At 67.3% G+C, this 25,686-nt stretch carries 26 protein-coding genes, 1 pseudogene and 1 riboswitch; of the genes and pseudogenes, 15 read left to right on the forward strand and 12 right to left on the reverse strand.

Features of this window, described 5'->3' with window-relative positions:
• Positions 1-54 precede the first annotated feature (54 nt).
• The 4 genes from ACFYP5_RS11665 to ACFYP5_RS11680 all read left to right on the forward strand — a co-directional run bounded on the left by ACFYP5_RS11665 (position 55) and on the right by ACFYP5_RS11680 (position 2,935).
• Positions 55-276: a hypothetical protein gene (locus ACFYP5_RS11665; RefSeq protein WP_389033756.1), complete on the forward strand. Its 222-nt coding sequence runs from the start codon at positions 55-57 to the stop codon at positions 274-276.
• 199 nt (positions 277-475) lie between these two features.
• The gene (locus tag ACFYP5_RS11670; RefSeq protein WP_389033759.1) at positions 476-745 is read left to right on the forward strand and encodes a barstar family protein; all 270 of its coding nucleotides are present in this window, start codon (positions 476-478) and stop codon (positions 743-745) included.
• 737 nt (positions 746-1,482) lie between these two features.
• A complete protein-coding gene (locus ACFYP5_RS11675; RefSeq protein WP_389033761.1) occupies positions 1,483-2,352 on the forward strand; it encodes an IS5 family transposase in 870 nt (289 codons plus the stop codon).
• Between the two features lie 199 nt (positions 2,353-2,551).
• Positions 2,552-2,935 carry a DUF5958 family protein gene (locus ACFYP5_RS11680; RefSeq protein ID WP_389033763.1) on the forward strand — a complete coding sequence of 128 codons (384 nt, stop codon included), beginning with the start codon at positions 2,552-2,554 and terminating at the stop codon, positions 2,933-2,935.
• Positions 2,936-4,258: 1,323 nt separating this feature from the next.
• Here the strand turns inward: ACFYP5_RS11680 and ACFYP5_RS11685 are convergent.
• On the reverse strand, positions 4,259-5,716 hold the full coding sequence (locus ACFYP5_RS11685; RefSeq protein ID WP_389033766.1) for a VCBS repeat-containing protein: 1,458 nt from the start codon (positions 5,714-5,716) through the stop codon (positions 4,259-4,261).
• A 737-nt stretch (positions 5,717-6,453) separates the two neighbouring features.
• On the reverse strand, positions 6,454-6,609 hold the full coding sequence (locus tag ACFYP5_RS11690) for a hypothetical protein (RefSeq protein WP_389033768.1): 156 nt from the start codon (positions 6,607-6,609) through the stop codon (positions 6,454-6,456).
• A 604-nt stretch (positions 6,610-7,213) separates the two neighbouring features.
• Here ACFYP5_RS11690 and ACFYP5_RS11695 point away from each other — a divergent pair.
• Positions 7,214-7,990, forward strand: coding sequence for a DUF6928 family protein (locus ACFYP5_RS11695; protein WP_389033771.1), 777 nt, complete (start codon positions 7,214-7,216; stop codon positions 7,988-7,990).
• 274 nt (positions 7,991-8,264) lie between these two features.
• Positions 8,265-8,705: a DUF4259 domain-containing protein gene (locus tag ACFYP5_RS11700; protein ID WP_389033773.1), complete on the forward strand. Its 441-nt coding sequence runs from the start codon at positions 8,265-8,267 to the stop codon at positions 8,703-8,705.
• Between the two features lie 171 nt (positions 8,706-8,876).
• Here the strand turns inward: ACFYP5_RS11700 and ACFYP5_RS11705 are convergent, their stop codons facing one another.
• Both ACFYP5_RS11705 and ACFYP5_RS11710 read right to left on the reverse strand, forming a co-directional pair.
• Positions 8,877-9,563, reverse strand: a complete 687-nt coding sequence (locus ACFYP5_RS11705; protein WP_389033776.1) for a DUF1963 domain-containing protein — start codon at positions 9,561-9,563, stop codon at positions 8,877-8,879.
• Positions 9,564-9,645: 82 nt separating this feature from the next.
• A complete protein-coding gene (locus ACFYP5_RS11710) occupies positions 9,646-10,224 on the reverse strand; it encodes a TetR/AcrR family transcriptional regulator (protein ID WP_389033778.1) in 579 nt (192 codons plus the stop codon).
• A 91-nt stretch (positions 10,225-10,315) separates the two neighbouring features.
• On the opposite strand from ACFYP5_RS11710, the gene ACFYP5_RS11715 reads away from it, so the two are divergent.
• The 3 genes and pseudogenes from ACFYP5_RS11715 to ACFYP5_RS11725 form a co-directional block, all read left to right on the forward strand.
• Complete coding sequence (locus ACFYP5_RS11715) at positions 10,316-10,762, forward strand: anthrone oxygenase family protein (protein WP_389033781.1); 447 nt, start codon at positions 10,316-10,318, stop codon at positions 10,760-10,762.
• Positions 10,763-11,999: 1,237 nt separating this feature from the next.
• Positions 12,000-12,908, forward strand: coding sequence for an aminoglycoside phosphotransferase family protein (locus ACFYP5_RS11720; protein WP_389033784.1), 909 nt, complete (start codon positions 12,000-12,002; stop codon positions 12,906-12,908).
• A gap of 167 nt (positions 12,909-13,075) precedes the next feature.
• Positions 13,076-13,777: pseudogene (locus ACFYP5_RS11725) on the forward strand (transposase); the annotation flags it as partial.
• A 42-nt stretch (positions 13,778-13,819) separates the two neighbouring features.
• Here ACFYP5_RS11725 and ACFYP5_RS11730 read toward each other — a convergent pair.
• A complete protein-coding gene (locus ACFYP5_RS11730; RefSeq protein ID WP_389033786.1) occupies positions 13,820-14,257 on the reverse strand; it encodes a GFA family protein in 438 nt (145 codons plus the stop codon).
• 86 nt (positions 14,258-14,343) lie between these two features.
• Entirely contained in the window at positions 14,344-15,549 is a 1,206-nt protein-coding gene (locus tag ACFYP5_RS11735) for an MFS transporter (RefSeq protein ID WP_389033788.1), read from the reverse strand.
• A gap of 192 nt (positions 15,550-15,741) precedes the next feature.
• Here ACFYP5_RS11735 and ACFYP5_RS11740 point away from each other — a divergent pair, with 192 nt between their 5' ends.
• Positions 15,742-16,698 carry a helix-turn-helix transcriptional regulator gene (locus ACFYP5_RS11740; protein WP_389033790.1) on the forward strand — a complete coding sequence of 319 codons (957 nt, stop codon included), beginning with the start codon at positions 15,742-15,744 and terminating at the stop codon, positions 16,696-16,698.
• 531 nt (positions 16,699-17,229) lie between these two features.
• Here ACFYP5_RS11740 and ACFYP5_RS11745 read toward each other — a convergent pair.
• Positions 17,230-18,195, reverse strand: a complete 966-nt coding sequence (locus ACFYP5_RS11745; RefSeq protein ID WP_389033793.1) for a pirin family protein — start codon at positions 18,193-18,195, stop codon at positions 17,230-17,232.
• 166 nt (positions 18,196-18,361) lie between these two features.
• Here ACFYP5_RS11745 and ACFYP5_RS11750 point away from each other — a divergent pair, with 166 nt between their 5' ends.
• Complete coding sequence (locus ACFYP5_RS11750) at positions 18,362-18,718, forward strand: tetratricopeptide repeat protein (RefSeq protein ID WP_389033796.1); 357 nt, start codon at positions 18,362-18,364, stop codon at positions 18,716-18,718.
• Positions 18,719-18,842: 124 nt separating this feature from the next.
• Here ACFYP5_RS11750 and ACFYP5_RS11755 read toward each other — a convergent pair whose 3' ends face one another.
• The 3 genes from ACFYP5_RS11755 to ACFYP5_RS11765 all read right to left on the reverse strand — a co-directional run bounded on the left by ACFYP5_RS11755 (position 18,843) and on the right by ACFYP5_RS11765 (position 21,363).
• Positions 18,843-19,586: a TetR/AcrR family transcriptional regulator gene (locus ACFYP5_RS11755; RefSeq protein ID WP_389033798.1), complete on the reverse strand. Its 744-nt coding sequence runs from the start codon at positions 19,584-19,586 to the stop codon at positions 18,843-18,845.
• Positions 19,587-19,619: 33 nt separating this feature from the next.
• Positions 19,620-20,516, reverse strand: coding sequence for an SDR family oxidoreductase (locus ACFYP5_RS11760; protein ID WP_389033799.1), 897 nt, complete (start codon positions 20,514-20,516; stop codon positions 19,620-19,622).
• 97 nt (positions 20,517-20,613) lie between these two features.
• Positions 20,614-21,363, reverse strand: a complete 750-nt coding sequence (locus ACFYP5_RS11765) for an SDR family oxidoreductase (RefSeq protein WP_389033802.1) — start codon at positions 21,361-21,363, stop codon at positions 20,614-20,616.
• 205 nt (positions 21,364-21,568) lie between these two features.
• Here ACFYP5_RS11765 and ACFYP5_RS11770 point away from each other — a divergent pair, with 205 nt between their 5' ends.
• Positions 21,569-22,117, forward strand: coding sequence for a GNAT family N-acetyltransferase (locus ACFYP5_RS11770; protein WP_389033804.1), 549 nt, complete (start codon positions 21,569-21,571; stop codon positions 22,115-22,117).
• Between the two features lie 89 nt (positions 22,118-22,206).
• Here ACFYP5_RS11770 and ACFYP5_RS11775 read toward each other — a convergent pair whose 3' ends face one another.
• Entirely contained in the window at positions 22,207-22,980 is a 774-nt protein-coding gene (locus ACFYP5_RS11775) for a CbtA family protein (RefSeq protein ID WP_389033807.1), read from the reverse strand.
• 28 nt (positions 22,981-23,008) lie between these two features.
• A complete protein-coding gene (locus ACFYP5_RS11780; RefSeq protein WP_030980799.1) occupies positions 23,009-23,227 on the reverse strand; it encodes a CbtB domain-containing protein in 219 nt (72 codons plus the stop codon).
• Positions 23,228-23,230: 3 nt separating this feature from the next.
• A riboswitch (adenosylcobalamin (AdoCbl) riboswitch) is annotated at positions 23,231-23,379 on the reverse strand.
• 127 nt (positions 23,380-23,506) lie between these two features.
• On the opposite strand from ACFYP5_RS11780, the gene ACFYP5_RS11785 reads away from it, so the two are divergent.
• The 3 genes from ACFYP5_RS11785 to ACFYP5_RS11795 all read left to right on the forward strand — a co-directional run bounded on the left by ACFYP5_RS11785 (position 23,507) and on the right by ACFYP5_RS11795 (position 25,573).
• The gene (locus ACFYP5_RS11785; RefSeq protein WP_389033810.1) at positions 23,507-24,103 is read left to right on the forward strand and encodes a histidine phosphatase family protein; all 597 of its coding nucleotides are present in this window, start codon (positions 23,507-23,509) and stop codon (positions 24,101-24,103) included.
• A 234-nt stretch (positions 24,104-24,337) separates the two neighbouring features.
• A complete protein-coding gene (locus ACFYP5_RS11790; protein WP_389033812.1) occupies positions 24,338-24,838 on the forward strand; it encodes an Asp23/Gls24 family envelope stress response protein in 501 nt (166 codons plus the stop codon).
• Positions 24,839-25,018: 180 nt separating this feature from the next.
• Positions 25,019-25,573, forward strand: coding sequence for a hypothetical protein (locus tag ACFYP5_RS11795; protein WP_389033814.1), 555 nt, complete (start codon positions 25,019-25,021; stop codon positions 25,571-25,573).
• Positions 25,574-25,686: the final 113 nt, after the last annotated feature.

A 25,686-nucleotide genomic window follows, 5' to 3' on the forward strand; every position in this document is an offset into this window, starting at 1 on the left:
TGGTGCCAATCCGGTGCGCTACGGTTCGTCCTCGACGGGCCTGGGAGGGCGGTCGTGGACGTCGTGGAACTGATGGAGTGGTTGGCCGAGCGAGGATGCTCGGTGGTCTTCAAGGCTGATGGCGAGCGTGGACAGGGGCACCGTTGGATGGTGATCGTCTCCGGCGGCGCTCTGGGGGCGGAGGGGTTCTTCAGGGCTGACCTGTCGTCCGCCGAGGCGTGCGTTGAAGCCACACTCGAGCACTTGGGGAGCCGGCAGATTTCACCCTTCGCTTGAGCTTGGGAGGGTGGAGCGCTGCCTTGTAAGCCTGGCAGCGGTCACTCACTCGTTTGAGCTGGTCAAGAGGCGCACGACGGCACTGAGCCCGACGACGCGTGCCTGCGCCCTGACGCACCCCGATTGACCGGGGCTGGCCGCTCGTTCTGGCACGGATCTGGCACGCAGGCCTCTGCTGGTACATGCAAGGATCGCAAGCATGCTCACCATCGACGTCAGTTCTGTGACCGACGAGCGCGGACTCCATGCAGCACTTGCCCAGGCACTGAACTTCCCTGGCTTCTACGGCATGAACTGGGCCGCATTCTGGGACGCGATCACCGGCCTGGTCCAGATCCCAGACCATCTGCGCTTCGTAGGCTGGGACCACCTGAACAACCATGTCCCGCGCGGGGCCACCATGCTCCGACAGGGGCTCGCCCGGTATCAGCAGCAGTACCGGCCGCAGTTCCTCGCCCAGTACACGTAGAGCACCGTAAGCCCCTCGATGCGAACTATGGGCGCGACGGTCACTGCGGTCTGCTCGGCTGGTCGCCCGTGTGCTGGTGGTCGGTGATGAGCGGCTGCGGTTGCGGTGGTTGCTGTACTTCGCTGCTGTACCGCATCACTGATCCAATCGGGACCGCCTCCCGGTTCTCCTGCCGCAATACGACGTGCGCCGACCTGAAAGGCAGCCCGCGCGGGCCTGGTCGCCGGTCATGGATACGCTTGTCAGTGCGAGGGGCTAGGATCGGCGGCGCGTGGTTGGTAGCGAGGTATTCAGCTCTGAAGTGCAGCTGCATCCCTGACCCTGCCTGGGGGTGGTCCGGTATCCAACCCGTGGCCCAACCGGCGGTCAGGCCCTGTTGATGGCTAAGTGGAGACCTGCCTGCGCCGGCCGCGCACAACCCGTGAACGGTCTTGAAAACCGTCGTGGCGCGAGTCACCGTGGGTTCAAATCCCACACCCACCGCCAGGCGAAACGGCCTCTGAGAGGTCGTTTTCATCTGTACCGCTTACTTATGTGGCGATTCTTAGAGTGCGGGGTTGCGATGCGGAAGAGATGGCAGGTGCGGTTGGGGTCTGTGGGCCGGTTGGGGTGACAGCTCGGGCGGGATGCAGCTTGTGCTTGTCTCATCCCGGGATGCCCGGCCTTCGTGGCTGTGTGCTTCCGCCGTCATTGTTGTGCGCCTGGGCGCACTCGGCCCTCAGCGGTACGCCGGAAGCATGACTGCGCGACGACCGTATCCGAGTGATCTGTCCGATGCCTGCTGGGAGTTGATCGAGCCGGTGCTCTCGGCCTGGCGCTTCGAGCGCCGCGGCAAGGCGCTGGACTTCGGCCGCCCGCCCGTGCACGACCTGCGCGACATCATGGACGCGATCTTGTACGTGGACCGCACCGGCGTCCAGTGGCGCTACCTCCCGCACGACTTCCCGCACTGGAACACGGTCTACGGCTACTTCACGAAGTGGCAGCAGGAAGGCGTGTTCGCCCAGCTCAACGGCCTACTCAGGCAACTGCTGCGGCAGAAGGAAGGCAGGGACGCCGAACCGTCGGCCTGCGTGATCGACGCGCAGAGCGTCAAGACCTCCACCAGCGTCCACGCCACCAGCCAGGGCATCGACGCAGGCAAGAAGATCGTGGGCAGGAAGCGGAGCATCGTCACCGACACCATCGGCCTCCTGCTCGCGGTGTTGGTCACCGCGGCGAGCGTGCAGGACTCCGTCGCCGGCAGCCGGCTTGTCGACCAGATCGCCGCCGAACATCCCGGCATCCGCAAGGTCTGGGTCGACGGCGGCTACCGCCAGCACCTCGTCGAGCACGCAGCCACCCTCGGCATCGACATGGAAATCACCACCCGCACCCCCGGGACCAGGGGCTTCACCCCGATCCCGAAACGCTGGGTGGTCGAGCGGACCTACGGCTGGCTCATGCTCCACCGCCGCCTCGCCCGCGACTACGAAACCCTGCCCGCCCGCTCCGAAGCCATGATCCACATCGCCATGACCGACCTCATGACCCGCCGCCTCACCAGCGAGAACACCATCACCTGGTGTGACCCGACACCACAGATCAAACGGCTGATTCCGGGATAAAACAACGGAACAAAACGACCTCTGACCAGGATCAATGGTCAGGGGCCGTCAGCGTGTCCGGCCCCGTGATTGCCTGGTGTTCCCCGTGGCTTCCCGCTCGTTCGGGCACGCAAGGGGCACGCGGGGCACCCCAAAACGGTGCTACTCGCTGGTGCCAACGAGGGTACCGTCGGCCTGGTCGCACGGGAGGGGTAAAGCTGTGCTGTACGCGCATGAGGTGATCCTGAACGAACTCGCACAAGGTCTCAGATCGACGGCTAAGGGGGTCGAGTGGTTCGAGAACCTGTCAGAGGATGACAAGCGCAAGGCCGTGCATGCCCTGGTGCTGTTCTGCGGTCAGGCTCGCGCTCGCGAGGACGATGTCCCAGAGAGCATCGCGCGCTCTGGCATTCGCCCCACTCACACGCCCGCGGTCATGCTTACGAAGTGGCGCTTCGGGATGGCTCAACTTCCGGCGTACGAACTCACGAAGTCATTTCGCCTGCTTGTCGCCCTCTTCAGCATCGCCGATACCCGTAAGCGGGCGCTGTACTGCGCCGGTGGGTGCAGTCATGAGTGGCACCAGTTCTCCGCCCAGCCGTAGCGCCCGGCATCGGGAAGCAGCGGCGGCGCCCTGGTGTCTGAAGCCCTAGTTTGGAAGATCCCGGATGCGGGTTCGGGCCTACCTGCCTCTTCGCTGACCTGCGATGGAGCGGTGGTGTTGCCGCGTCTCCCCGCGGTTCCCCCCTCGTCCCCGTCGGACCGGGCACGCAAGGGGCACGCCTCAGGCGCTGGCGCCAGGCACCCACTCTGCCGTGAGATCCGCGCACACGATGCGCACTGTGCCGGTCGTCAACCTCAGCTCGTGACTGCATCCGGCCTCATGTGGCAGAACTTCGTCCAGGCGCACGGTGTTGAAGTCCGACAGCTCGATCGGACCCCCGTCGTCATCCGCGACCTCAACGCTTCTGACCCCGCTATAGCGAATCGTGAGCACGTCATCCCGACATCCTGGCCAGGTGAAGCGGATCTCGTACTGCTCTGGGGAATCGGCGCTGGGAGGCAGCGCCCGGGGCCTCAGGTCCTTCACGCAGCGAGATGCGGAAAAGTCGTAGTGCTCCGGATGCGAGGCGAAGGCACGCGCTCCAGGTGGGAGTGCTGGCAGGAGCTCGGGGGAGCTTGGCAACGTAGGGGCTGGGATCGTGCCAGTAGGTTCCCTGGCCTTGCTCTTCGACGACTGCGTACTTCACGATTCCCCCTCGGCTGACGGCTCAAGGTACTCGGACGGCATACCGATCGCACGTAGATGGGCTGAGGTCGGTGGGGGCTCAAATGGTCGAGCCAAGTCAGAAAGCCCGATATCTCAGGCTGAGAGCCCGGCCCCCAGCGGCAGCAGGATTTGAACCTGTGGCCTCATCCTTCTCAGGTCGATCAAGGGGAGACGTCGACCTCGGCCAATCCGCCTTTTGCCTCGACTGGTTGTCTACCGAGGTCCAGCGTCGATCGCCGCTGTTCGCGCCTGTCGGTGTGTTCGCAGCGCGCTCATCGACCTGTCCCTTCATGTCGGCCCCCACGGTCGGGTGGCCGCCCGACGCCATCACTGTCCATCGCCGTTGATGTCAGCTTTGGATGTCAGGTCCCTTTGACCCGGGCGGCAATCGCTCCCAACGCGAAGATGGCAAGAATGGGTACGACGGTCAGCACGTCACAGATCATCACGACTGGGAACGGGGCCCCGAGGAGCCTCGGCAATCTCCTCTCGACTTCCGGTGCGGCCGGTGCCGTTGCGGTCCAGCCCCCGTTGACCGAGGCTGTCCGCCCCAGGTGGTGCGCGGTGTAGCACCGTGTACCTGACCTGTGGCATCGTCTGGGCAACTACGGGCGGTACAGCATTGTTGACTGGTGGGATTACCGCCCGTATGGCGTGTCACATCACCCAGAGCAGCCCATTGCCGCCCAGGAGGGTGCCGTTTTGCTGGGTGAGGCCGACGGAGGACGCGGTGAACATGCGACTGCCCGCGGCTGTTGGTCCGGAGGTTCCGCCGGGGAGGACCCAAACGGCGCCCGTGGAGTTGTTCTCGTCGGCCGCTCCGACGAACAACTCGGCTTGGCCGTCCTTGTTCACGTCACCTGCGGCGACCGTCGTACCGAAGAAGTCGTCGACCTCTGACCCGCCGGGGACACTTGCTGTGTCCTGATTGAAAGCGTACGCCCCGGTACCGAGGGCGCCCGTGCGCCGTCCGGGGATGACGGTCACCTGCCCGGCCCGGCCGACCTTGCCAATGGATTCGTACGGCGCCCCGACCACGATGTCGGCGAGCCCGTCACGGTCAAGGTCGGCCACCGCCAAAGCGCCGCCGAAGGCGTCGTACTTCTCGCTGCCGCCGGGGACGCCTCCGGTGTTCTGCGTGATCTGAACGGGGGCCGCGTCGGCCGCGATGCCGAGCGTCGAGCCGTACCAGACCAGGATGCGACCGCCGAGCGCACCGTCGACCCCGGCGACTTCGGGTTCGTCCGGGTCGCCGACCACGAGATCGGCGAATCCATCGCCGTTGAGGTCGCCGGTGGCGGAGATAAGGCCGTTGCCCTTCTGGAGACCGGGTGACACACCGGGCGTGTGAACGTAGTTCTCGGGGTTCACGGAGACCACGCCACCGGAGAGACCACCGTAGCGGTAGGTGACGTTCACATGCTCCTGGGCGCCGTCCCCGTTGAAGTCGCCGAGCGCCACAGACTCGCCCCAGGACATGTCCGCCGGCATTGCCGCGTTGCCGAACGAGCCGGTGCGACTGAAGGGGCCAGTGAAGCGGACGGCCCCGTGCCAGCCGCCCGCCAGGACTTCGGTCTTCACTCCCGGGCCGGCGCTGACAGCAGCCAGGTCCAGGCCGTAGTACAGCGGATCGCTCTCCGGTGTCGGCAAGTTGGTTCCTGTGGTGAGGCCGGCGCTGCTCCCCCACAGCACCGTCACTGCCCCGGCATCAATCCCCTGGGCCGTGCCCTCGTAGGGCGACGAGACGATCAGGTCCGCATACGCGTCGCGGTTCAGGTCCGCCGTGGCGGTGGCGGCACCGAACCGGTCGTACGCCTCGGCGGTGCCCGGCACACCGGCGGTGTTCTGCGTAATGATCTTCCGCCTGGTCGTCGACAGCCCCGACTTCGACCCGTACATCACGACGACCGCACCGGCCGCCTCCTTGCCCGCCACATCGGCGCCGGGGGCGGGCAGGACGGCGTCACGGTAGCCATCGCCATTGAAGTCACCGGGTACCGCCCCGTGCACGGCGGCCGCGGGTGTAGCCGGCAGCAACGTGCCGCCGATCAGACCGGCGACCAGAAGGGCGGCGGCTCTCCACCTGCGCCCGGTGAGAACACCGTTCATTCTCATGTTGAGTCCCCTCCACCCCGGGCACACTTCCCGTGCACCCAAACATCGCGACGGATTCTAAAGGCGCCCGGGGCGCTGTGGTCGGGCGGGGATACCGTAGAAGCCTTTTGAGACGATTGAAGCAGCGTCCCAGTGTTCCCGAAGTGTCGCTTCAGCCACTGCGATTTCGGCGGGTGATCAGATCGGGGGCGGCTCGAGCATGCTTATCAAGAGCCCGTCGCATCTGATAGGCGGTGTGAGCGGTGTCCTCGCCAACCGTGACACGGCGAGCGCGGTTCGGAGCATCCCCGGCCCACAGCAGCGACGTGCGCACGCACTCCTCACCGGCATACGCCAAGACCAAAGACGTCTCGACGGTGACATCACCCCGGTGGTACCGGACATGCATCACCAGCGGATACGCGTCCCGGCTCTGGCCCGCCTCCGGACTGGCGAACCCCAACCCCTCCAGGGCGACACCGAATCGGCTTCTGGCCTCAGCCACGAAGGTCTTTACCCGTACGTCCACCTACCGAGTATCAGTCCACGATGAAGATCACGATGCATGGCTGGTTGCGCACCCATCGGTCAGCGTCCTGCACGCAAGCCGCTGAACTTTTCCATCCGGCCTCATCCTGATCAGGTCGATCACGACGACTCGTGGCCCTCGTTCAACACGCTACGTTCCCCTTTTGGCCTGCCACAGACGTTCAGCGTCGACCGGCGAGATTCGCACTCGTGGGTGTCAGCCGCTGATGTCAGGAATCCGGACGCTCCTGACGAGTCGGCTCGTCGGACTCTCGCGCCCAGGCGTAGGGCATCGGCTCGTTCACGTCCAGCACCCACGGGTGCGGGTACTTGGCGTGACATCCGGTGCACCGGGCGACGAATGTCCCGATCTCGGGGTTCGTCATGATGCTGTAGTGCGAGGACGGCACCGCACGGATCACGTAGTCATTTGCCGTGGTCTCCAGCGCCGGCCACCTCGGTGAGCACTCACAAGGTGCGTTCGCTGCAAATGATTCGTCGTCGGGTGCGTGGTGGGTGCTCCCGAGCGTCTTGAAGAGCTTCCTCAGTGCCCGCACGCCGCCCCCCTTCTGTCATCACCCGACGTGTTGATCACGCAGGCCACATGAGGCGGACAGGCTACGACTCGGTGGTTCGCCATGAGGCGGGCGTCCTTGGTCACGAGTCTGAGCCTAGCCACCCCCAGCTTGAGCAGGCCCCGGCGTTCCCCGAACACCGCTTTACGAGTTCGACCGGGAGTCCTGCGTGGAGCCAAGTCCCCTGTATTGGGCCGCCGTTTGACACAGGGCATGGTTGGTTGCGTGTGTCCACCGTCGTCGGTGTCAGCCGGTGATGTCAGGAAGCCGGGGCACTGCTGAAGTGCGCCCGCGTCGCAGTGCCGAGCAGCCTCGCACGGCCCGGAGTGGCCGCGCTGACGATGACGCTGCTCCTGTGTCAGAGCGGGGGGATACGGTGCAGCGACGATTTGAGCATTGAGTTTGAGGAGGGGCCGTGGGAGCCAAGACCGGTCTGCTCGTGTACGCCGACGGCGATGTGCCCGGCCTCCTGCGGCACGTGGGGACGGCGGACTTGGAGCAGACGTCGATCATGATGCGGCGTCTGAATCCGAGCTGCGAGATCGAGGGGCGTGACAGCTCGGACCTGTACGGGGGCGTGTACCCCCCGGATGGAACGGCCTATGCGGCGAGCTGGCCCGGCGTGGAGATCGTCTGCGATCGGCGCGTGATGATCGATTCCCCGTCACAGCTGCCCTCGCATCTCGTCGCGGCGAGTGCCGGCCGACGGCTGGTCCTGCACGCCATGCACAGCGTGGTCGACTGGTTGGCGTTCGCTGTCTGGGAGGACGGACGTCTCATCCGGTCCCTGAGCCTGTCACCGGACGACGGGATAATCGAGAACATCGGGGAACCACTCTCCTTCGAACTCCCCTACTGGGCCGGGGACCGTCCCGCGGACGTCATTCCGTGGCCGGGTGAGGAAGAGGAGCCGTACGCCTTGCCCTTTCATCCTCTGGAGCTCGGCGAGGACGCGCTGCGTGCACTCTGCGGCTTCATCCAGGAGGGGATGCCGGAGCCCGGGGACGTCGACGCGGAGAACATCGAACTTCACGGTTTTCGCGTGAGGGACCCGAACGGTCCCGACCCTGCCGAGGAGGAAGCGGAATTGCGGAGGGCCGTGGAAGCGATGGAGCCGCCCCAGTTCTACACGATGGAACCCGACGGCTTGCTGGTCGAACGGGACACCCCCAGCTCCCGCAGGGGCGAATGAAGCCATGCCGTTTCATCGAACAAGGGGCGAGCCGGCTCGCCGCAGGTTTTGAACCTGTGGCCCTATCCATATCAGGTCGATCACGGGGGTGTCAGTGTCGGCCAACGACCCCTGCCCCTTGGTCGACCGCCCACTGAGGTCCGCAACAAGCACGAACAGAAGCGGTTGGCGGCGCGCCGGCTTCAAGCTCCTGCGCAAGCGGGTGCTGCTTGCCTCTTGACCTCACTGTCGGTGGCCAGTGCCACGATCCCCGGAACGTCACGCGAGGAGAGATATGGGCACCTGGGACATCGGCCCCTTCGACAACGACACCGCGGCGGACTTCGGGGGCGATCTGGACGAGGCAACGCTGGAAGAACGCGAATCCATGATCCGCGGCGCGCTCAAACGCGCCGCCGACCCAGCGGAGGACTACCTGGAAATCTACGACGGCGAGCGGGCAGTGACCGCAGCTGCCCTGGTTGTCGCACAGCACCATGAAGGCGAGCCAGCGTGTTCGAACTATGGCCCATCAGAGCCACTACCGGAGTTGCCCGCAGACCTTCGAATGCTTGCCGTCGACGCTCTGGACCAAGTGGTCTCCGAGCGGTCTGAACTCGCCGAGCTGTGGGCCGAAGCTGCGAACTGGTCGAAGTGGCGCCAGGACATCACCCGCATTCGCAACCTCCTGGACCCCCCGATCCCGCCACAAGAGGAAGCCCTCTTCGACATCTAGTCGGTACTCACAGTCACGCACCACAGAAGTTGAGCCAGAACCCGAAGTGGTGAACATTCGCCGTCCGTTCTCGGGTTCCGGCACACATTTCGCGAGGGTGATCATGAGGTCCACGAGCGAGCGGCCATGCCTGGGGGTCGGCTGAGCGACCTGGCTCTCCGTCCGTGGTGATCAGCACTGCCAAAGGAAGGCGGCCTGGGTGCAAGGCACGCAGGCGAAGGCGAACGCCCTGCCGCAGCCGCCGAAGTTCATCGCTGTGGTGTGATCCGGTCCCTCCTCGAGTTGTGCAACCAGGATCATGGGCTGGGTGCAGGTCGAGCATGTGGGTGTCTCGTCGCCTTGCAGCCAGTCGGGTTCCCCGCCGAGCTGCCCCAGGACGTTCTCCAGACCGTTTCCGCTGTGCTTGCCCCACTCCTCGCGCGCACTGAAGTAGTCGGCATCAGGTATGGACACCAGGGTCACGGCGTTGACAGCCCCGAGGCGGAGTACGTCCTCATTCGGCCCGGGTGCGGCCATCGGCTGCAGTACGTCACAGGTGTAGAGCAGGGCGCGGTTGCTGCCGGCCGTCGGGCTCCACTCGTCGCACATGCCGGGATCGTTCTGGCACATGAAGATCGCCATGACGCGGTCGGCCTGAGTGTCGGCATCGCCGACCGGGCGGCCCAGGCCAGTGATGAGTATCTGGGCCAGGAACTGCATCGGCCCACTGCATTTCGCGCAGCTGGGCCATGCCGCCCCTGCGGGGGCCAGCGGCGTCCCTCCCGTGCGCGTAATCAGTGCGTCGGGCTCACCTGGTCCCGCGTATGTCATCAACGTCGTCATGGGATCGGACCCTATGACAGCCCACCGACACCTCATCGAGTAAGTGCGATGAGGAGGACGCGTTCGCGGACGAGGGGTCTCGGGCCGAAAGACCCCGGCTGCCCGGCCGGACGCTGCGTCAGACCATGGCGAGCCGGTCCACCAGCAGATCCACCCTCCGCTCCGAGTCCCCCGGCGGCAGCCGTCCCGCCCGGGTCAGGGTCGCCAGCCCGTGCAGCGCCGCCCAGAACACCTCGGTGAACAGTGCCGGGTGAACGCCGTCCCCGGCGACCTCGCCGAGGCTCTCCACCAGGGCGGCGAAGGCGTCCTTGAGGGGCTCCGGGGTGTCCTCCTTCGCGAACGCGAGGCCGCCGTCGAGCTGGAACATGGCGTCGTAGACCGCCGGGTTGCGTTCGGCGAAGTCGAGGTAGGCGCGGGCGAGGGTGGTGACCCGCGCGCGCGGGCCGTCCGCGGCGGAGGCCGCGGCCCGCAACGTCGCGGCCATCTCGGCAGCGCCCTCGAGGGCGACGGCGCCGATGATCTCGCGCTTGCCGCGGAAGTGGCTGTAGAGGACGGGCTGGCTGTACTCGATGCGCTCGGCCAGCAGGCGGGTGGTGACCGCGTCCCAGCCCTGCTGCTCGGCGAGTTCGCGGGCCGTCGCCACGATGAGGCGTTCACGGCCAGCCCGTTCGCGCTCCTTGCGTTCTTGTACCGACATGATTCGATCCTAGCACTGCTAGACAAACGAGCGGCAGTAGTACTAGCGTTGCCTCACTACCTAGCGACGCTAGATCCCAGGAGGAGTCATCATGCTCAACGCACTCGAGGTCTTCACCACCGTGGCTGTCGGCGTGATGGTGGGGGTGGAGTTCTCCGTCGCCTTTTTCGTCAACCCGATCCTCGACGGCCTCCCCGGCGACAACGGCCTGCGCGGTCGCACACACGGGGCCCGGCTGCTCGGCGCCGTCATGCCCTTCTGGTACATCGGCTCGCTCGTCCTCGCCGCAGTCTGGGCCATCGCCGGATGGCACCACCACGGCGCCGGCCTCGTCGTCACCGCCGCCGCACTGCTGATCCTTAGCGTGGTCATGTCGATCCTGCTGCTCGTCCCGATCAACAACCGGGTCAAGACATGGACCGCCGACGGCCTGCCCGCCGACTGGAAGCAGCAGATGAACCGCTGGGACCGCTTCCACTACGTCCGTGTCGCCGTCATCATCGCCGCCTTCGCCCTGCTGGTCGCCGCCCTCGCCTGAACCCGCGGGCCGAGACCGCGCAGGGGCCGCGCGCACGACGCAGTTGGATGACCAGCGATGAGAGGAGTTGCGGGGCCAACCCCCCGCACCACCAATCTCCGTGGCCTGTCGGATCACCACCCCGCGACACGATGCTCGACGGTGTGCCCTGGCGCGAGGGAGTTCAGCGGAGCAAACGCCGTGGCTACGGATCCGCGGATCACCCACCGAGCGGAGCCGTCGCGGATCAAGCGGCAGAAAATGCAATCCATACGGTCTGACCATGTCAGAAGCGCGAGGGCCTACGCCAGCCGATACATGATCGGCCGGGATTCCTCGGAACTATGGGTGACGCTCGACGGAGTTGAGCCAGAGCCTGATCAGTGCGAGTACGAGTGGTGAACTCAGTTGTTCACGGTTGTGAGAGGCATCCGCATCTGTCGTCGGTTGATGTTCACGACAATGGGACGCACCCGGCTGTCGGGCTACTCCGGTGCGTCGCCGGCAATCCCCCCTCGATGGCTCTGATCACGACCTTCGGACAGTTCCTGGAACGTCCGCCAGCGCGGGGCCTCGTCGTCGGGGGCTGCGGGGAGGCGAAGTGGAACGGCACTCCGAGGTGGTCGGCCAGGGCCCGGCCCGCCTCGGCTGCGGCAGTACCCGGCTGGGTGGTCCAGGATCGCGACCAGCAGCACGAACCAGTCGTGGACGGTATCGCCGTCCCATAGAGCCTCAACGGCGGTCACCCGGCCCGGAAGGGCCTCGGCACGGGCCACAAGTGAGGGGACGTCGAGCGGATCCGGCGGTCTGTATTGCACGCGATCGCCAAGGACCTCGTAGCGCGCACGGACCACCTGCTCCGCCTCGCGCAGGCCCAACTCCAGCGGACGCAGGGCCTCCCACACGGGGGAAGTCATCGCAGAGCGTTACCCCGATGTTCGATTGCGAGGAGACGGCTTCATCTGAGGATCGGCGGACTGCCGGCGCCGGACGTTCGCCGAGCCGTTCTCCCGGTCGGCGGCTCCCGCACGCGCGGTTCACCACGCGGCTCAACCACGCCCTGGAGCGAGTGGGGCTCGCGCTGGCCGGGCGAGCCGGCGCCCGGCTGGGCTTCGGTGCGGGACGGATGCTCGAAGACCGCTTCGCCGCTTCCCCCATACGGCTCTTGGCGTCATCAGTCTGAGATCTTCGAGGGTCACGACCACCGCTGACGAAAAGTCACTGGCTTCCTGCTCCCTCCATCGATGAGACTTCCGACGTGACGCTTCACGAGAATGAGATCCCAGTCGACGAGACGCTGGTCCGATCACTACTGAAGGCACAGCGCCCAGAGTGGGCCGGCCTACTGTTGTCGCCCGCGGGCGCGGGCACGGACAACACCATGTACCGACTGGGCGATGACCTGCTCGTGCGACTTCCACGGACCGCCGACAACGGAAATTCCGTGCGGAAGGAACAAGAATGGCTTCCGCGTCTGGCACCCCTCCTTTCATGTCCGATTCCCGAGCCCGTCCACGCCGGGACGCCCGCCGACGCCTTCCCACTGGTCTGGTCGGTCTACCGCTGGATTGACGGCGACGAGGCAGGCCCTGACACCGTTCAGGACTGGCCCGCCTTCGGAACCGACCTGGCGGCGGTCGTGAGGGAGCTCCACCGCATCGACCTCATGGGGGCGACTCGCGCGGATGGCCTCAGCTGGTACCGCGGAGGCAGCCTGGGACTATGCGACCCCTGGATCAGCAGGTGTCTCGACGACTGCCGAACCACCGTGGGTGCCGAGCTCGACGTTGACACTCTGGAACAGTTGTGGCGAGCTGCGCTCGCACTGCCCGAGTCCTCCGGACCTCAAGTGTGGCTCCACGGCGACCTCAAGCCGACCAACCTCTTGGTCCGGGAAGGTAAACTCCACGCAGTCATTGACTTCGGAGGGCTCTCGGTCGGCCTTGCCGACGCCGAGCACTCCACGGTCTGGGACCTGCCGCCACAAGCACGACAGGCTTACTGGGACACCCTGAACCTCGACGATTTGACCTGGACCCGCGCCCGCGCCTGGGCGATCGCGGTCGGCGTCAGTGGGATTTCCTACTACTGGCACACGTACCCTGCCTTCGTCGCCGAGTGCAGAGCACGGCTTCAGGCAATCCTCACAGACGCCACTGCGCATTGAGTGGCCTCCCTTGGCCCGACCCGGCTTCTGTGCGCGCGCAGAGCAATGCTCAAGACCTGTGGATCGAGCTGGGGAGGACGTACCTTCCCGGGTGATTGATCGATGGGTCACCGAGCAGGACCGGTGTTCACAGCACCGGTCGGGAAGGCACGTCCGCGCTCAGCGTCGTGAACGACGACGGCACCACCGCCAACGGCTCCTCCCCGCTCGGCGAGATCGTCCGGGAGGGCGCAAGAACGACGCCAGCCGCCGCGCTGGAGGCCGAAGTCAACGCCTGCATAGCCGAGTTGGCCGACCAGCGCGACGAGCACGGCCGACGGCTCGTAGTCCGCAACGGTAATCACCGTCCCCGGATGGTCACCACCGCGGCCGGGGTGGTGGAGATGAAGGCGCCGCGGGTGAACGACGAGCGCCTCGATGAAGCGACGGGCGAGCCCAAGCGGTTCTCCTCGGCGATCCTTCCACCGTGGTGCCGCAAGACCCCGCAGGTCAGCGAGGTACTACCGCTGCTTTACCTGCACCGCCTGCCGTCCGGCGACTTCGTGCCGGCGCTGGAGCATTTACCGGGCGGTTCGGCCGGGCTCTCACCCGCGACGGTCACCCGGCTCATGCTGCAGTGGCAGGCCGACCACGCCGCCTTCATGGACCGCGACCTGGCGGAGGTCGACCACGTGTACATGTGGGCCGACGGCATCCATCTCAACGTCCGTCTGGAGGAGGCCAAGGCGTGCGTGCTCGTGCTCGTGGGCGTGCGCGCGGACGGCAGCAAGGAACTCGTCGCGCTCAAGGACAGCTGTCGCGAATCCGGTGACTCCTGGGCTGACCTGCTGCGCGACTGTGCCCGCCGTGGCATACGCGCGTTGATCGTCCGAAAGCTCATGCTGCGCTCCTTGTGATGTCTGATTGCGTCGCTACTTCGCGTCGCCGTCGAACTGCGCCCGGTGCTCGGCCGGGGCGATCCAGTCCTGAGCGCGGCTCAGCCACACCTCAGCGGCCGGCTCCAGGCCTGTGGGGTCGTCGAGGGTGCCGGCCTTGACGATGATGAGATCGGGCCGTTCGTGCAGGACGGTGAGGATGGGAGTGCCGCAGTCGCCGCAGAAGAGCCGGTCGCGCGGGTTGCCGTTCTCGACACCGGTGGTCCGGTACGACTTGGGCGTCCCCTTGATGTCCAGGGCATCGCGTGCCACAAGGACGTTCACCGAGAATGCGGAGCCGGTGTGACGCTGGCAGTGGCCGCAATGGCACACGATGACGGCCTCGGGTTCTGCATCAAATCGGTAGCTGATCGAGCCGCACAGGCAGTGTCCGGTGCGCGCGTGGTGGCTGGGCATCAGATCGGTGGTGCTCATTCTCTGGGTCGCTTTCATTTCGGGTCGCGGGCTTCTGACCGGCTGGTGGATCTTCGAGTGGGCAAAACAGGGGTGCGTGCGCGGCATCAGACGCTTGTGGGGAAGGCCCGCTTCTTGCCGGCGATGACGGTGGCGGCCGCGGCGATGAGGAGGATCAGTGCGGCCCAGGTGATCGAGGCGGTGCCCAGCCCGGCGATCAGCAGACCGCCCAGGAAGCTGCCGACGGCGATGGAGGCGGAGAACACCGTGATGGTGATCGACTGGGCAATGTCAGCGGCATCCCGGGTCGCGTTGATCGCCGCGCCCACGAACAGGCTCGGGGAACTGCCGAACGCGAAGCCCCACGCCGCGACCGCGACATAGACCAGGATCGGCACCCCCGACACCACGCCCAGAACGAGCACGCTGGCCCCGAAAACCACGGTGCTGACCACCACCAGCGTGCGCAGGTGACGGTCGATGTTTGCGCCGACGACGAGCACGCTGAGTACGGAGGTGACACCGAAGGTGAACAGCACCCAGCCGGTCCGGCCCGACATCCCGACGTGAGAGAGCAGGTCGGTGACGTAGGTGTAGAGAAGATTGTGCGCGATCATGTAGGTGGCCAGTGCGAACAGGATGGGCCGCAGCCCGGGGATGACCAGCACCTCCGAGAGCCGGATACGGCTCTGGACCGGCTGTCCGGGCAGGTTCGGGACGGCCGCCAGTACCCAGGCCATGGTCAGGGCTGTCACGGCGGCCGAGGCGTAGAAGGCGAGCTGCCAGCCGCCGATGCTGCTCAGCAGCGTCCCCAGCGGGATTCCGAGAGCCAGTCCGATCGGGGTTCCGGCCAGGGCGACAGCAATGGCGCGGCCCTGCCGTCCCTGCGGGGCGAGGCGGGCGGCGTAGCCGCCGAGCAACGGCCAGATGAGTCCGGTGCCCAGACCCGCGACGAAGCGCAGCGCCATCGTCAGCGTGTAGTCGCTGGACGACGCGGTGAGCGCGTTCGAGACGGCGACGACGGCGAGGGCGAATTGTAGAACGTGCTTGCGCCGCCAGGTGGCGGTGAATCGAGCCAGCGGGATGGCGCCCAGGGCGGTGGCCAGCGCGTACAGCGTGACCGTCTGGCCGGTCAGCGAGACGCTCGTGCCCAGCGTGCGGGTCATCTCCGGCAGCAGACCGGCCGGCAGGCATTCGGTGAGGATGCTGATGAACCCGGCCAGAAAGAGGCCGAGCAGGGCCCTTGTCGGCAGGCGATTCTGCCGCGCAGTCGTCTGAATCGGTGCTGGGATTGTGGTGACAGTGTCGGTCATGTGCTGTTCCAGGGGCGGTGGGGGAGCCCTTCCGGGCGAGTGATGCCTGACGAGAGACGAAGCCGTCGATCAGGACGATTCGAGAGTCCATCGAGCGCGCGGGGTTAGCCAGACACTCACTTCGTCTACGTCACGTGGAGCTATCACTGACAGGGACAGGCTGAGCTGCACAAATCAAGCAATACTCGAAACATGGCAACCCACCACGCCGCCCATACCGGCGGTTCCCGGGCTGCGAAGCCGGCCCCGGAAGCAGAACCTCAGCAGCAGCCGCACGAGGACCTCGACCCACGCGCGGAACTGAGCGAGTTCCTGCGTACCCGCCGGGATCGCCTCAAGCCGGCCGACGTCGGGCTCACCGACTACAGCCGACGGCGCCGTGTCCCGGGTCTGCGACGCGAGGAACTGGCACAGCTCGCCGGAGTGAGCGCGGCGTACTACACGCGATTCGAACAGGGGAACGCGCGCAACGCTTCCCGCGAAGTGGTGGATGCCATCTCCCGCGTCCTCAGGCTCTCCGACGCCGAGCATGCCCACCTTCTGCAACTGGCTCAGCTCAAACAACACTTCGCGAAAGGCGTCGAACCCCCACGCCAGCAGGTCAGACCCGAGGTACGAGAACTCCTGACGGCCATGGAGGGCGTACCGGCCTACGTATGGGGCCGCCGATCCGACGTGCTGGCATGGAACCAGACCGCCTCCGCCGTCTTCGGTGACTGGGCAGCCAGAGCTCCGCAGGACCGGAACTGGGCCAGAATCACCTTCCTCGACCCCGCGTCCCGCAAGCTCTTCACGGACTGGGACACCAAGGCCCACGACGTGGTGGGACAACTGCGGCTGTGGGCGGGTCTGCATCCCGACGACGCACTGCTCGCGTCACTGATCGGTGAACTGTCCATGAAAAGCGAGGACTTCCGCAAGCTGTGGGCCGCGCACGACGTCAAGAGGAAGACCCACGGCACCATGCGCCTGACGCACCCGCTCGTGGGCGACCTGACCCTGCGCTACGAGACGCTCGCACTCCCCGGCGACCAGGACCAGTCCCTGAGCACCTACCACGCCGAACCCGGGTCGCCGTCCGAGCAGGCATTGCGCCTGCTGGCCAGTTGGGGAGCAGACGCAACCCAAGAACGGTCCGCCGACGGGTGAACGCTGAGTCTCGGTGATCGATGTGTGATCTCCGGCCGTCCGACGAGGGCATCGTGATCCGGGTCGGGACTGTCGGGTTCGTACAGTATCGAGGAAGCCTCGACCGCCCTGCGTATCGTGGAACCCGGTCCAAGGTGCCACGGCCGGGCCGCCCCCGTTCTGATGCGGACACCACCGACGGTCAAGGCCATGGATTCAACGGGGGCGATCTGACCAATTGAGCCCGCCTTCGGTTTCTGAAGATCGCTCTGTGGAGCCGCTCGCTCGAACCCCCACTGGCGCCATCGCCCGCCGGCTCGAAGCCCTGCAAAGCAGGGGAATCCCAGCAAGATCAATCTCGCCGGGATTTCCTGTCGCTGAACTACTCGCACCCGGTCTTCCGGAGCCTGCGTTGCGGCGAGGCGGTCGGCCTGCCGAGGGCAGAGACCGGTCCGACGCCGGGCACCGCACGACCAGGCTCGGGCACCACTCGGGACAACAGTCGCCCGGTACGACGAAGGCCGCGCCTGTCGCGCCTGCCGGCACCCCAGCTCAGCGCACCCGCCCCCGCGGTTTGAGTGCCACCGGCGGCAGTTCGGGGGCGGCCAGCCGTCCGCCGTCATAGCCCTTCACCTCTCCGAAGCGGGCCCCTTCCATCCAGTCCCTCCGGGCCTCTTCGATCTCCTCGTGGGAACGGCCGATGAAGTTCCACCACATGACGATCTCTTCCTCGAACGGCTCACCGCCCAGAAGCATGAGGCCCGCGTCGGAGGCGGCACGCAGAGGGAGTTCGGTGCGGCCGCAGCCGAGGTAGAGCATCGATCCGGGCTGCACGGGCACGCCGTCGACCTCCGCCTCGCCGGACATCGACAGCACTGCGTACTCGAAGTCGGGGTCGAGCGGCAGTCGCGCCTCGGCGCCGTCCGTCAGAGCGATGTCTGCGCCGACGATCGGGGTGTAAGCCGTGCCGGGTGAGGTGGCGCCGTCGAGTTCGCCGAGGATCACCGTGGCGGTGAGGCCGGGCGCGATGACGGTGGGCAGCTCGGTGTGGTGCTGGAAGTGCGGCTCGACCTGCCGGTGCGCGTCGGGCAGGGCCACCCAGAGCTGGGCGCCGTGCAGAAGACGGGCGTGCGGCTTCGGGCTCTCCTCGGAGTGGCTGATCGCCCGGCCGGAGGTCATCAGCCCCAGTTCGCGCGGGCGGACCGTCTGCAGACTGCCCAGGCTGTCGCGGTGCAGCACCTCGCCCTCATGGAGCCAGCTGACCGTCTGCAGACCCATGTGGGGGTGCGGGGGGACCTGCATCCCGGGCTCGTCGGCGATGTCGTCGGGGCCGTAATGATCCACGAAGGCCCAGGCTCCGACCATGCGCCGGCCGAGATTGGGCAGCAACCGACGGACCTCGGTGGACTCGCCGAGCTGGACGTGGCGCGGGGCGAGAAGTTCACGCACCGGCTCGGCGACGACAAAACCCCGCCCTCCACAGACGGAGAGTGCGGCCTGGCGATCGAGATTACTCATGGCGCTCAACCTATTCCCGTGCGGGCGTGGGTGATCGATACCCACGCCGAAATATTAGTGGAATGTTCAACCATTATGCTGTGTTGTCAACGGCGAACGAACGGCTGGGCGGACGAGCGGACGCTCGACCGGCAGGAACCGGGATGGTCGCGACCGAGGAGGACAAGTGAACGACAGCTACTTCGAGTTCGGTACCGCAGCCGACCGCTGGGACCGCGCCCGGATGTTCTTCGAGGCGAAGGAGTACCTCACCGCGGCCCGGATCCTGGGTGGGCTGGTCGAGGAAGCGCCGGAGCAGGTGGCCCCGCGGCTGCTGCTGGCCCGTGCCTACTACCACTCGGCACGGCTCGGTAAGGCCGAGACGGAACTGCGGGCTGTACTGGAGCGCGACCCCGTCGAGCACTACGCACGGCTGATGCTCGGCCGCACGCTGGAGCGGCAGGGACGGCAGGCCGAGGCGACGCCGCACCTCCGGATGGCGGCGGCGATGTCCGGGGACTTCGGGGACGACTCGGACATCTGAGGCGGAGCGCCTTCGGGTGGCCCGTGGGCGGATGCAGGAGGCAGTCGACCGGGCGCGCTGTCGGGGGCCGGCGTCGCCGGGCGGTCACCGGCCTTCGGCATCCTGCCCCTCAGGGTTCGGCGCCTCAGCCGGAGCGATCGGTTTCCGCGTCGTCCGCGGCCCGGCTTCCCGCAGCGTTCGTCACGCGCACCAGCCATTCGGTCATCAGGGCCGATTCGGCCTTGCTGAGTCCGGCGTGAGGAGAGGCGTGCAACAGGGCCCGCAGCCGGTTGGCGGTGGAGGGGAGTTGCGCCTCACCCGCGTCCTCCGGCTGACTGCCGCTCGCTTCGGGTACGAACACAGCCGCGTGCACCGCATCGCGTACCCGGACGGAAATGCCGTCGTCGGTGAACGTCGCCGGGCGGGCGACCAGCATCAGCGCGACGCCGACATTGGCAGACATGATCATCTGGGCGGCCTGCTCGGGCGCAATCCGCAGCCTTCCCTGTGCTGCGGCCCGCTCCAGGTCCCTGGTGAGGATCCGATGCGATTCGAGCGCCGCGGCCGGCGGGGTGCGCATGGCGGGGGAATTCATCAGTCGGTACAAGTTCGGATTGCGCAGGGCGAACTCGACGTGACTGTCCCAGCCGTCGCGCAGGTCCTGGACCGGGTCCGCGGTGTCGCCGCGCTCCCGCTTCGTAGCCAGGTACGCATCGAAGCCGTGATCGACGACGGCCGAGAGCAGTCCTTCCTTGTCACCGAAGTACCGGTAGAGGGCCGGCGCCCCCACCTGCGCGGCCTCGCACACGGCCCGGGTGGAGATGCCCCCGTCCGGCGACTTCGCGACCAGGGCGGCCGCCACTTCCAGGATGCGTGCACGAGTGCTCATCGAACGGACGCTATCAAGGGGAGCACGCGGAGGTCAGCGCGCTGCACGGGGAACCAACAGGTCGTCGAGGCCGATGCGGGTGAGGAACTCGGAGCGTATGTGGTCGGCGACGGCGCTGACCGTTTCGCTGCCGTCGTCGACGGGGTCGATGTGGACCCGGAAGGGGCGCTTGCCGTGCTCCGTCCCGACCACCCGGACGATGGCGTCGGCGACCTGGGAGGCGTCGGCGTCGGCGGGCGCGAGAGCGGCCAGGCGTTCGGAGACCTGGTCCATCATCCCTGCGTAGCGCTCTTCGTACGCCGGGACGACGGTCAGGTCGGCGGGGTGGCCGCCGGTGACGAAGTGGTCGGTGCCGGAGGTGAAGGAGCCGGGTACGACGATGGTGGTCTCGATGTTGAAGCGGGCCAGCTCGGCGGCGTACGAGACGGCAAGCGCGTCCATGGCGGACTTGGCCGCGAAGTACGGGGCGAGATAGGGCGGGGTGCCGCCTCTGGTGGACGTGGACCCCACCCATACGACCAGTCCGCTTTCCTGGGCGCGCAGGTACGGGAGGGCTGCCCGGTTGACGCGCTGGGTGCCGAGCACATTGGTGTCGTAGACCGCCGCGAGCTCCTCGGGCGTGAACGCCTCGGCGGGGCCGGTGACCATATGTCCGGCGTTGTGAATGATCACGTCCAGCCGGCCGGCATCGGCGAGGACGGTGGCCACTGCGGCGTCCACCGACTCCTGGGACAGCACGTCGAGTTCGACCGTCCGCAGGTCCACCTGGTGCTCGGCGGCGTACGCCACCGCCTCGGCCACCCGTGCGGCGTTGCGTGTCGTGGTGTTGCGCATGGCCGCGAAGACGGTGTGGCCCTCGTCTGCCAGAGCGCGGGCAGACAGGGCACCGAAGCCGGATCCCGCGCCGGTGATGACGATGGTCTTGCTCATGACTCAGTCCTCGGTCTTTCGGTCGGTGAAGGAGAAGAAGAGAAGGAAGAGGTGACGCGGTCGTAGCGGCGGCAGTCTCCGGCCGCAGCGGGCGGGGTCAGACGATGCCGCCGTTGGCACGCACGACCTGACCGTTGACCCAGCGGGCGGGACCGGCGAGGAAGGCGACGACCTCCGCGATGTCCTGCGGAGTCCCGAGGCGCTCCAGCGGCGCCTGGCCGGCGAGCTTCTCGATGACCGCCTCGTCCTTGCCGTCGAGGAAGAGAGCGGTGGCGGTCGGCCCGGGGGCCACCGCGTTGACCGTGATGTCCCTGCCGCGCAGTTCGCGGGCCAGGATCAGGGTCATGGCCTCGACCGCGCCTTTGGTGGCGGCGTAGGCGCTGTAGCCGGGGAGGGCCAGCGAGAGCACGGAGCTGGAGAAGTTGATGATCGCTCCGCCGCCGCGCAGGCGGCGGGCCGCCTGCTGGTCGACGACGAAGGTGCCGCGGATGTTGGTGCGGTACATCCGGTCCAGCCCCGCCAGATCCATGTCGACGAGTGGTGCGAGCGTCATGACGCCCGCGGCGTGGACGACGACGTCGACTCCCCCGAAGGTCTCCTCCGCCGCATCGAAGAGCGCCGCCACAGCGGCCTCGTCGGCGACGTCCGCACGGTGGGTGATCGCCTCGCCACCTGCGGCGGCAATCGCCGCGACGGCGGCCTCGGCCTCGGTCCGGTTGCCCGCGTAGTTGATGACGACGGCGAATCCGTCGGCAGCCAGGCGCTCGGCGCTCTCCCGGCCGATGCCCCTGGATCCTCCCGTGACGACCGCGACCCGGCGTGCGGTGGTGGTGGTCTGCTCAGTCAAGGCGTTGCTCCCGCTCGAAGGGGTGCGGTGATGTCCGCTTCCGGTGGAGCAACGCTAACAGCATTTGAGTAGCGTCGCTACACTCTTTACGTAGCAACGTTAGGATCGTTGCTACCACGCTTCGGTCCGTCGAAATTCCGATGCGTCGAGGCTTGCCGCCGTGATAGTCCGACGAGTCATGGAAGCTCTTGAGACAACGCGGCTCGTGCTCCACCCTCTGACCCCGGTCGAGGCCGAGTACGTAGTGGAAGGCCGTCCCTGGCCGGACGCCCTATGGGCACCTGACTATCCCAACGACGGCGACAGGGCGGGCGCGAGGCACTTCCTGGAACACTGCGCGGACACCGGCAATCCCCACCCGTTCGGCGCGTACGAGATCCGCCTCCGGGAGGACGGGCACGCCATCGGCGGAGTCGGTTTCCACGGTGCCCCGGACGACCGGGGGCAGGTCACGATCGGCTACGGCCTGATACCGGCGATGCGCGGCAAGGGGTACGCCTCCGAGGCTCTGCGCGCGCTGCTGGAGTTCGCCCGGGCCGCGGGTGTCGCGTCGGTCAGGGGCGACGCCGACGTCGACAACGTCGCGTCCCAGCACGTCATGGCAGCGGCCGGTATGCGCTTCGTCGGGGAGGAAGACCTGCTGAGGCACTATCGGATCGACTGGGCGGCCGAACGCGGGGGCGGAGCGACGGCGACGGACGGAGCCGACGGGTACGCGCCTTCTCCCCAGGTCTCCGCCCGACGTCCATCATGACGCCGGGTACCCGGGCGTCTCGACCCCTCCCACGGCTGAACCCGCCAGGCGGCTCCTGGCGGGTTCGGTCGTAGTGGTGTTTCGGCCGGTCAGCCGGCAGCGGTGGCCGTGCGGGACGCGGTGCCGTCCCCCGCCGGGACCGGGTGCGGTGCCGGCACCAGCAGCCGTTCGGTCAGGTAGCCGAAGACCAGACCGAAAGTGGTCCAGAGCGTGGCCTGAACGGCGAGGGTGGCGAGGCGGAACTCCCAGAGCAGGCTTGCCGGGAAGTCCTTGCCGACCTCGTTGAACGAGGGCAGAAAGGCGTAGGCGAGCCCGATGACGAGGACGTAGGCGGCCGATGCGGCAATCGTCGCGTTCCAGTTGCCCAGGCGAGGAGCCAGCCGCTTGCCGAGGATGACGGCCGCAACGGCGAGCAGCACACTCAGAGCGACCATGAGGAAGAACATGGCGGTGCGTTGGCCGATCGTGTCGGGGTTGCCGACGGCCGGCGGGTTGGCCGGGTATTTGAGGAACGGCACGACATACACGGTCAGCAGGGCGCCGAACGCGATCAGTGCGGCCGTGGCCCGGGGGCCGAATGTGCCGATGCGGCCGAGGGCGTAGCAGAAGACGAGCGCGGCGATGCCGCCGATGGCCACGCCGAAGACGAGGACACCGGTGGCGAGGCCGGCCGTGGACTGCATGGCACGGCTGACGAGTTCCTCGCCGCCGCCGTGGTCGTGGCTGTGCGCCTCTTCGAGGGCGATCGCCGCGTCGACCCGCGACTCTCCGAGGAAGTAGGCGACGGCAAGTGCGAGCGCACCCGCGACGAGGCCCGCCAGCATGCCGCGGACCAGCAGGGCTCTGACAGATATGGAGTTCATGAGGGGTTCCCCTGGCTTGCGCGGTGGGTCAGTGGCAGGGGAAACCGAGCAGGTGGCGACCGTCGTGGACCCACTCGTGGACACCCTCGCCGGAGATGACCGCGGTGGCACCCTGCTCGGCACCGACGAAGTACAGCAGGACGAGCATGAGAATGCCGAAGAAGACCGCCCAAGGGGCAATGGCCTTCAGTGAGATGGGGGTGATGGCGGGTGATGCGACGGCGGCGGGGGCAGCAGTCTGTGCCATGGCAGAACCTCCTGGGGGAACACGCGTCCCGATCGTGGTGCCTGAGACGACAGTGCTGGGTCTGACTTCCCGTACGGATACGGGTTCACAGTGGCGCGACCGTGCCGGATTCTCACCGGACTTCCATCACACCGTCGTCATGTTCGTCGCGACCATACCGTCTGGGAGCACCCTGCCGCCATGGCACCATCTGCCCACCCCTCAGCCCTGGATGCCATGGTGTGCTTACTGAAGAGGCCACAGTTCAGGGAGTTGACGCGGGTGTTCACGGTACGGGTGATGTTGATCTCACCGGCGCTCAACGTGGCGCTGCGCGAGGCCCGCTTCGACGGTGACACCCCGCTCGACGCGTCCGGCGTCCGACGAGCGCGTGCGGTCGCGGCCGAGGTGCCTGCCGCCGACCACCGGGTGCACGGCTCGGACGAGCGTTGCACCGGGACCGCCGAGGCGTTGGGGCTTCGATCGAAGCCCGAACCCGCCCTTCGCCGCTGGGACTTGGGGCGCTGGCGCGGACAACGGCTGGCGGAGGTGAGCCGGGACGAGCCGGAGGCGGTGTCGAACTGGCTGTCCGACCCCTCGGCGGCCCCGCACGACGGTGAGTCGCTACTGGATCTGCATGCCCGGGTAGGCGGCTGGCTGGATTCACTGCATGGGGAGGGTGCCGATGACGGTAGCGTGCTCGCCGTGGTCGAACCCGCGGCGGTGCGGGCCGCGATCGTGCATGCGCTGGGCCTTCCGCCGCAGGCCTTCTGGCGGTTGGACGTCGCTCCGCTGACGCTGACCGAGCTCAGCGGTCGGTCCGGGCGCTGGAATCTGCGTTGCGGGCGGCCCCTGAGCCCCGGAACCGACGAGACCCCAGCTGCGCACGGACGGTAGCCGGGGCAGTCGTCTCCGTGAAAGCTCGCGGGATCACCTACGCCGCTCCACCATGGGTTCTCGCCTTTCCGCCCCGGTCGGAGGGCGGGCGCACGAGGCCCCCCACACACAAGGACCCGTTCCCCTCCGCGGCGGGCCCGGCCGCGGACCCTTCCGGCCAGGCAATGTGGACAAATCGTACGTAAGATGGCCAAGGCGATCGAGCCCACCTCCTCATGGGAAGGGCGACCGAGCATGACCGATCAAACGCAGGCGAGCCGGACCGAGACCACCCGCCCGTCCGAGTCCACGCACGGGGCGGGATCGGGCGAAAACCGCCGAGAAAGCCGTCGAACGGAACCCGGGGTACGGGGGCGCACCACGATCGCCGACGGCGTGGTGGCGAAGATCGCCGGGCTGGCGGCCCGGAGCGTGCCCGGAGTCCAGGGCATGGGCGGAGGATTCAGCCGCGGTATGGGGACCGTGCGGGAGCGAGTGCCCGGAGCGGGAGGTCGGTCCGTCACCGGCGGCGTCAAGGTCGAGGTCGGCGAGGTCCAGACCGCGGTCGACCTGTCGATCATCGTCGAGTACGGCTTCCCGATCGTCGAACTCGCGGGCGACATCCGGACCGAAGTGATCGCCGCCATCGAGCGGATGACCGGTCTGGAGGTCGTAGAGGTCAACATCACGGTGACCGACGTGAAGCTGCCCGACGAGGAGGAAGAGGAGCAGGAGCCGGAGAGGCGAGTCGTGTAGTGGTTCGCCGTACCGGGTCGCGCGAAATGGGTGACCATCGGCCGTGTCGTCGGCCTGAAACCTCGGCTGTTTCCCCAGGTCCATCGGATATCCGCCTGGTGCCGGGCCACTGAGGCAGCCGCACATGACGGGGGAAGCGCACATGACGGGGGATGGGGCTGCCCTCGATCGGAGGACCACATGTCCACGGGAATCATTGTCGCCATCGTCGTAGTGGTGGTAGTGCTCGTCGCCATCGCGGTGATTGTCCGGCTCGCCATTCGGCGGCGGCATCTGCAAGAACGTTTCGGACCCGAGTACGAGCGCGCTGTCGAGGCCGGTGACAGCCGCACGGCGGCGGAGCGTGATCTGCGCGACCGCGAGCAACGCCACGACGACCTCGATGTGAAGCCGCTGCCCTCGACTGCCCGTCAGCAGTACGCGCAGGAATGGAACAGCGTGCAGGAGCACTTCGTGGACCGTCCGCAGGAGGCGGTCGGTGAGGCGGACCAGCTGGTGACCCGGCTCATGCACGAACGTGGCTACCCGACCGAGGGCTACGAGCAGCAGGTGAAGGACCTGTCGGTCGCACACGGGCGCACGCTGGAGCATTACCGGGCCGCCCACGAAGTCAACGCACGAGCCGGCGGCCGGCAGACGACCACCGAGGAGCTGCGGGGCGCGATGGTGCACTACCGCGCGCTCTTCGACGACCTGCTCACCAACGGCGACAGGCCGGGGCAGCAACACGCTTGACCCGGCGCCGGCGTATACCGGCGGGCCACGGATCGAGAGCCCGTCGAAACCCAATCGGACGAGGTGAACAAGCATGCAGCGCGAACACAGTGGAGCAGGCGACCACAGCAGCG

Origin of the sequence: Streptomyces sp. NPDC005262, assembly GCF_042872425.1 — a bacterium.
In the GTDB taxonomy this organism is placed as follows: domain Bacteria; phylum Actinomycetota; class Actinomycetes; order Streptomycetales; family Streptomycetaceae; genus Streptomyces.

Excerpts from the sequence above, each read along its gene's own strand:
- ACFYP5_RS11795 (WP_389033814.1), top strand. The coding sequence starts at position 25,019 with ATGTCCACGGGAATCATTGTCGCCATCGTCGTAGTGGTGGTAGTGCTC.
- ACFYP5_RS11690 (WP_389033768.1), bottom strand. The coding sequence starts at position 6,609 with ATGACGAACCCCGAGATCGGGACATTCGTCGCCCGGTGCACCGGATGT.
- ACFYP5_RS11710 (WP_389033778.1), bottom strand. The coding sequence starts at position 10,224 with ATGTCGGTACAAGAACGCAAGGAGCGCGAACGGGCTGGCCGTGAACGC.
- ACFYP5_RS11760 (WP_389033799.1), bottom strand. The coding sequence starts at position 20,516 with ATGAGCAAGACCATCGTCATCACCGGCGCGGGATCCGGCTTCGGTGCC.
- ACFYP5_RS11715 (WP_389033781.1), top strand. The coding sequence starts at position 10,316 with ATGCTCAACGCACTCGAGGTCTTCACCACCGTGGCTGTCGGCGTGATG.
- ACFYP5_RS11740 (WP_389033790.1), top strand. The coding sequence starts at position 15,742 with ATGGCAACCCACCACGCCGCCCATACCGGCGGTTCCCGGGCTGCGAAG.
- ACFYP5_RS11755 (WP_389033798.1), bottom strand. The coding sequence starts at position 19,586 with ATGAGCACTCGTGCACGCATCCTGGAAGTGGCGGCCGCCCTGGTCGCG.
- ACFYP5_RS11670 (WP_389033759.1), top strand. The coding sequence starts at position 476 with ATGCTCACCATCGACGTCAGTTCTGTGACCGACGAGCGCGGACTCCAT.
- ACFYP5_RS11685 (WP_389033766.1), bottom strand. The coding sequence starts at position 5,716 with ATGAGAATGAACGGTGTTCTCACCGGGCGCAGGTGGAGAGCCGCCGCC.
- ACFYP5_RS11735 (WP_389033788.1), bottom strand. The coding sequence starts at position 15,549 with ATGACCGACACTGTCACCACAATCCCAGCACCGATTCAGACGACTGCG.
- ACFYP5_RS11785 (WP_389033810.1), top strand. The coding sequence starts at position 23,507 with ATGTTGATCTCACCGGCGCTCAACGTGGCGCTGCGCGAGGCCCGCTTC.
- ACFYP5_RS11705 (WP_389033776.1), bottom strand. The coding sequence starts at position 9,563 with ATGAGGTGTCGGTGGGCTGTCATAGGGTCCGATCCCATGACGACGTTG.
- ACFYP5_RS11730 (WP_389033786.1), bottom strand. The coding sequence starts at position 14,257 with ATGAGCACCACCGATCTGATGCCCAGCCACCACGCGCGCACCGGACAC.
- ACFYP5_RS11745 (WP_389033793.1), bottom strand. The coding sequence starts at position 18,195 with ATGAGTAATCTCGATCGCCAGGCCGCACTCTCCGTCTGTGGAGGGCGG.
- ACFYP5_RS11775 (WP_389033807.1), bottom strand. The coding sequence starts at position 22,980 with ATGAACTCCATATCTGTCAGAGCCCTGCTGGTCCGCGGCATGCTGGCG.
- ACFYP5_RS11700 (WP_389033773.1), top strand. The coding sequence starts at position 8,265 with ATGGGCACCTGGGACATCGGCCCCTTCGACAACGACACCGCGGCGGAC.
- ACFYP5_RS11675 (WP_389033761.1), top strand. The coding sequence starts at position 1,483 with ATGACTGCGCGACGACCGTATCCGAGTGATCTGTCCGATGCCTGCTGG.
- ACFYP5_RS11780 (WP_030980799.1), bottom strand. The coding sequence starts at position 23,227 with ATGGCACAGACTGCTGCCCCCGCCGCCGTCGCATCACCCGCCATCACC.
- ACFYP5_RS11790 (WP_389033812.1), top strand. The coding sequence starts at position 24,338 with ATGACCGATCAAACGCAGGCGAGCCGGACCGAGACCACCCGCCCGTCC.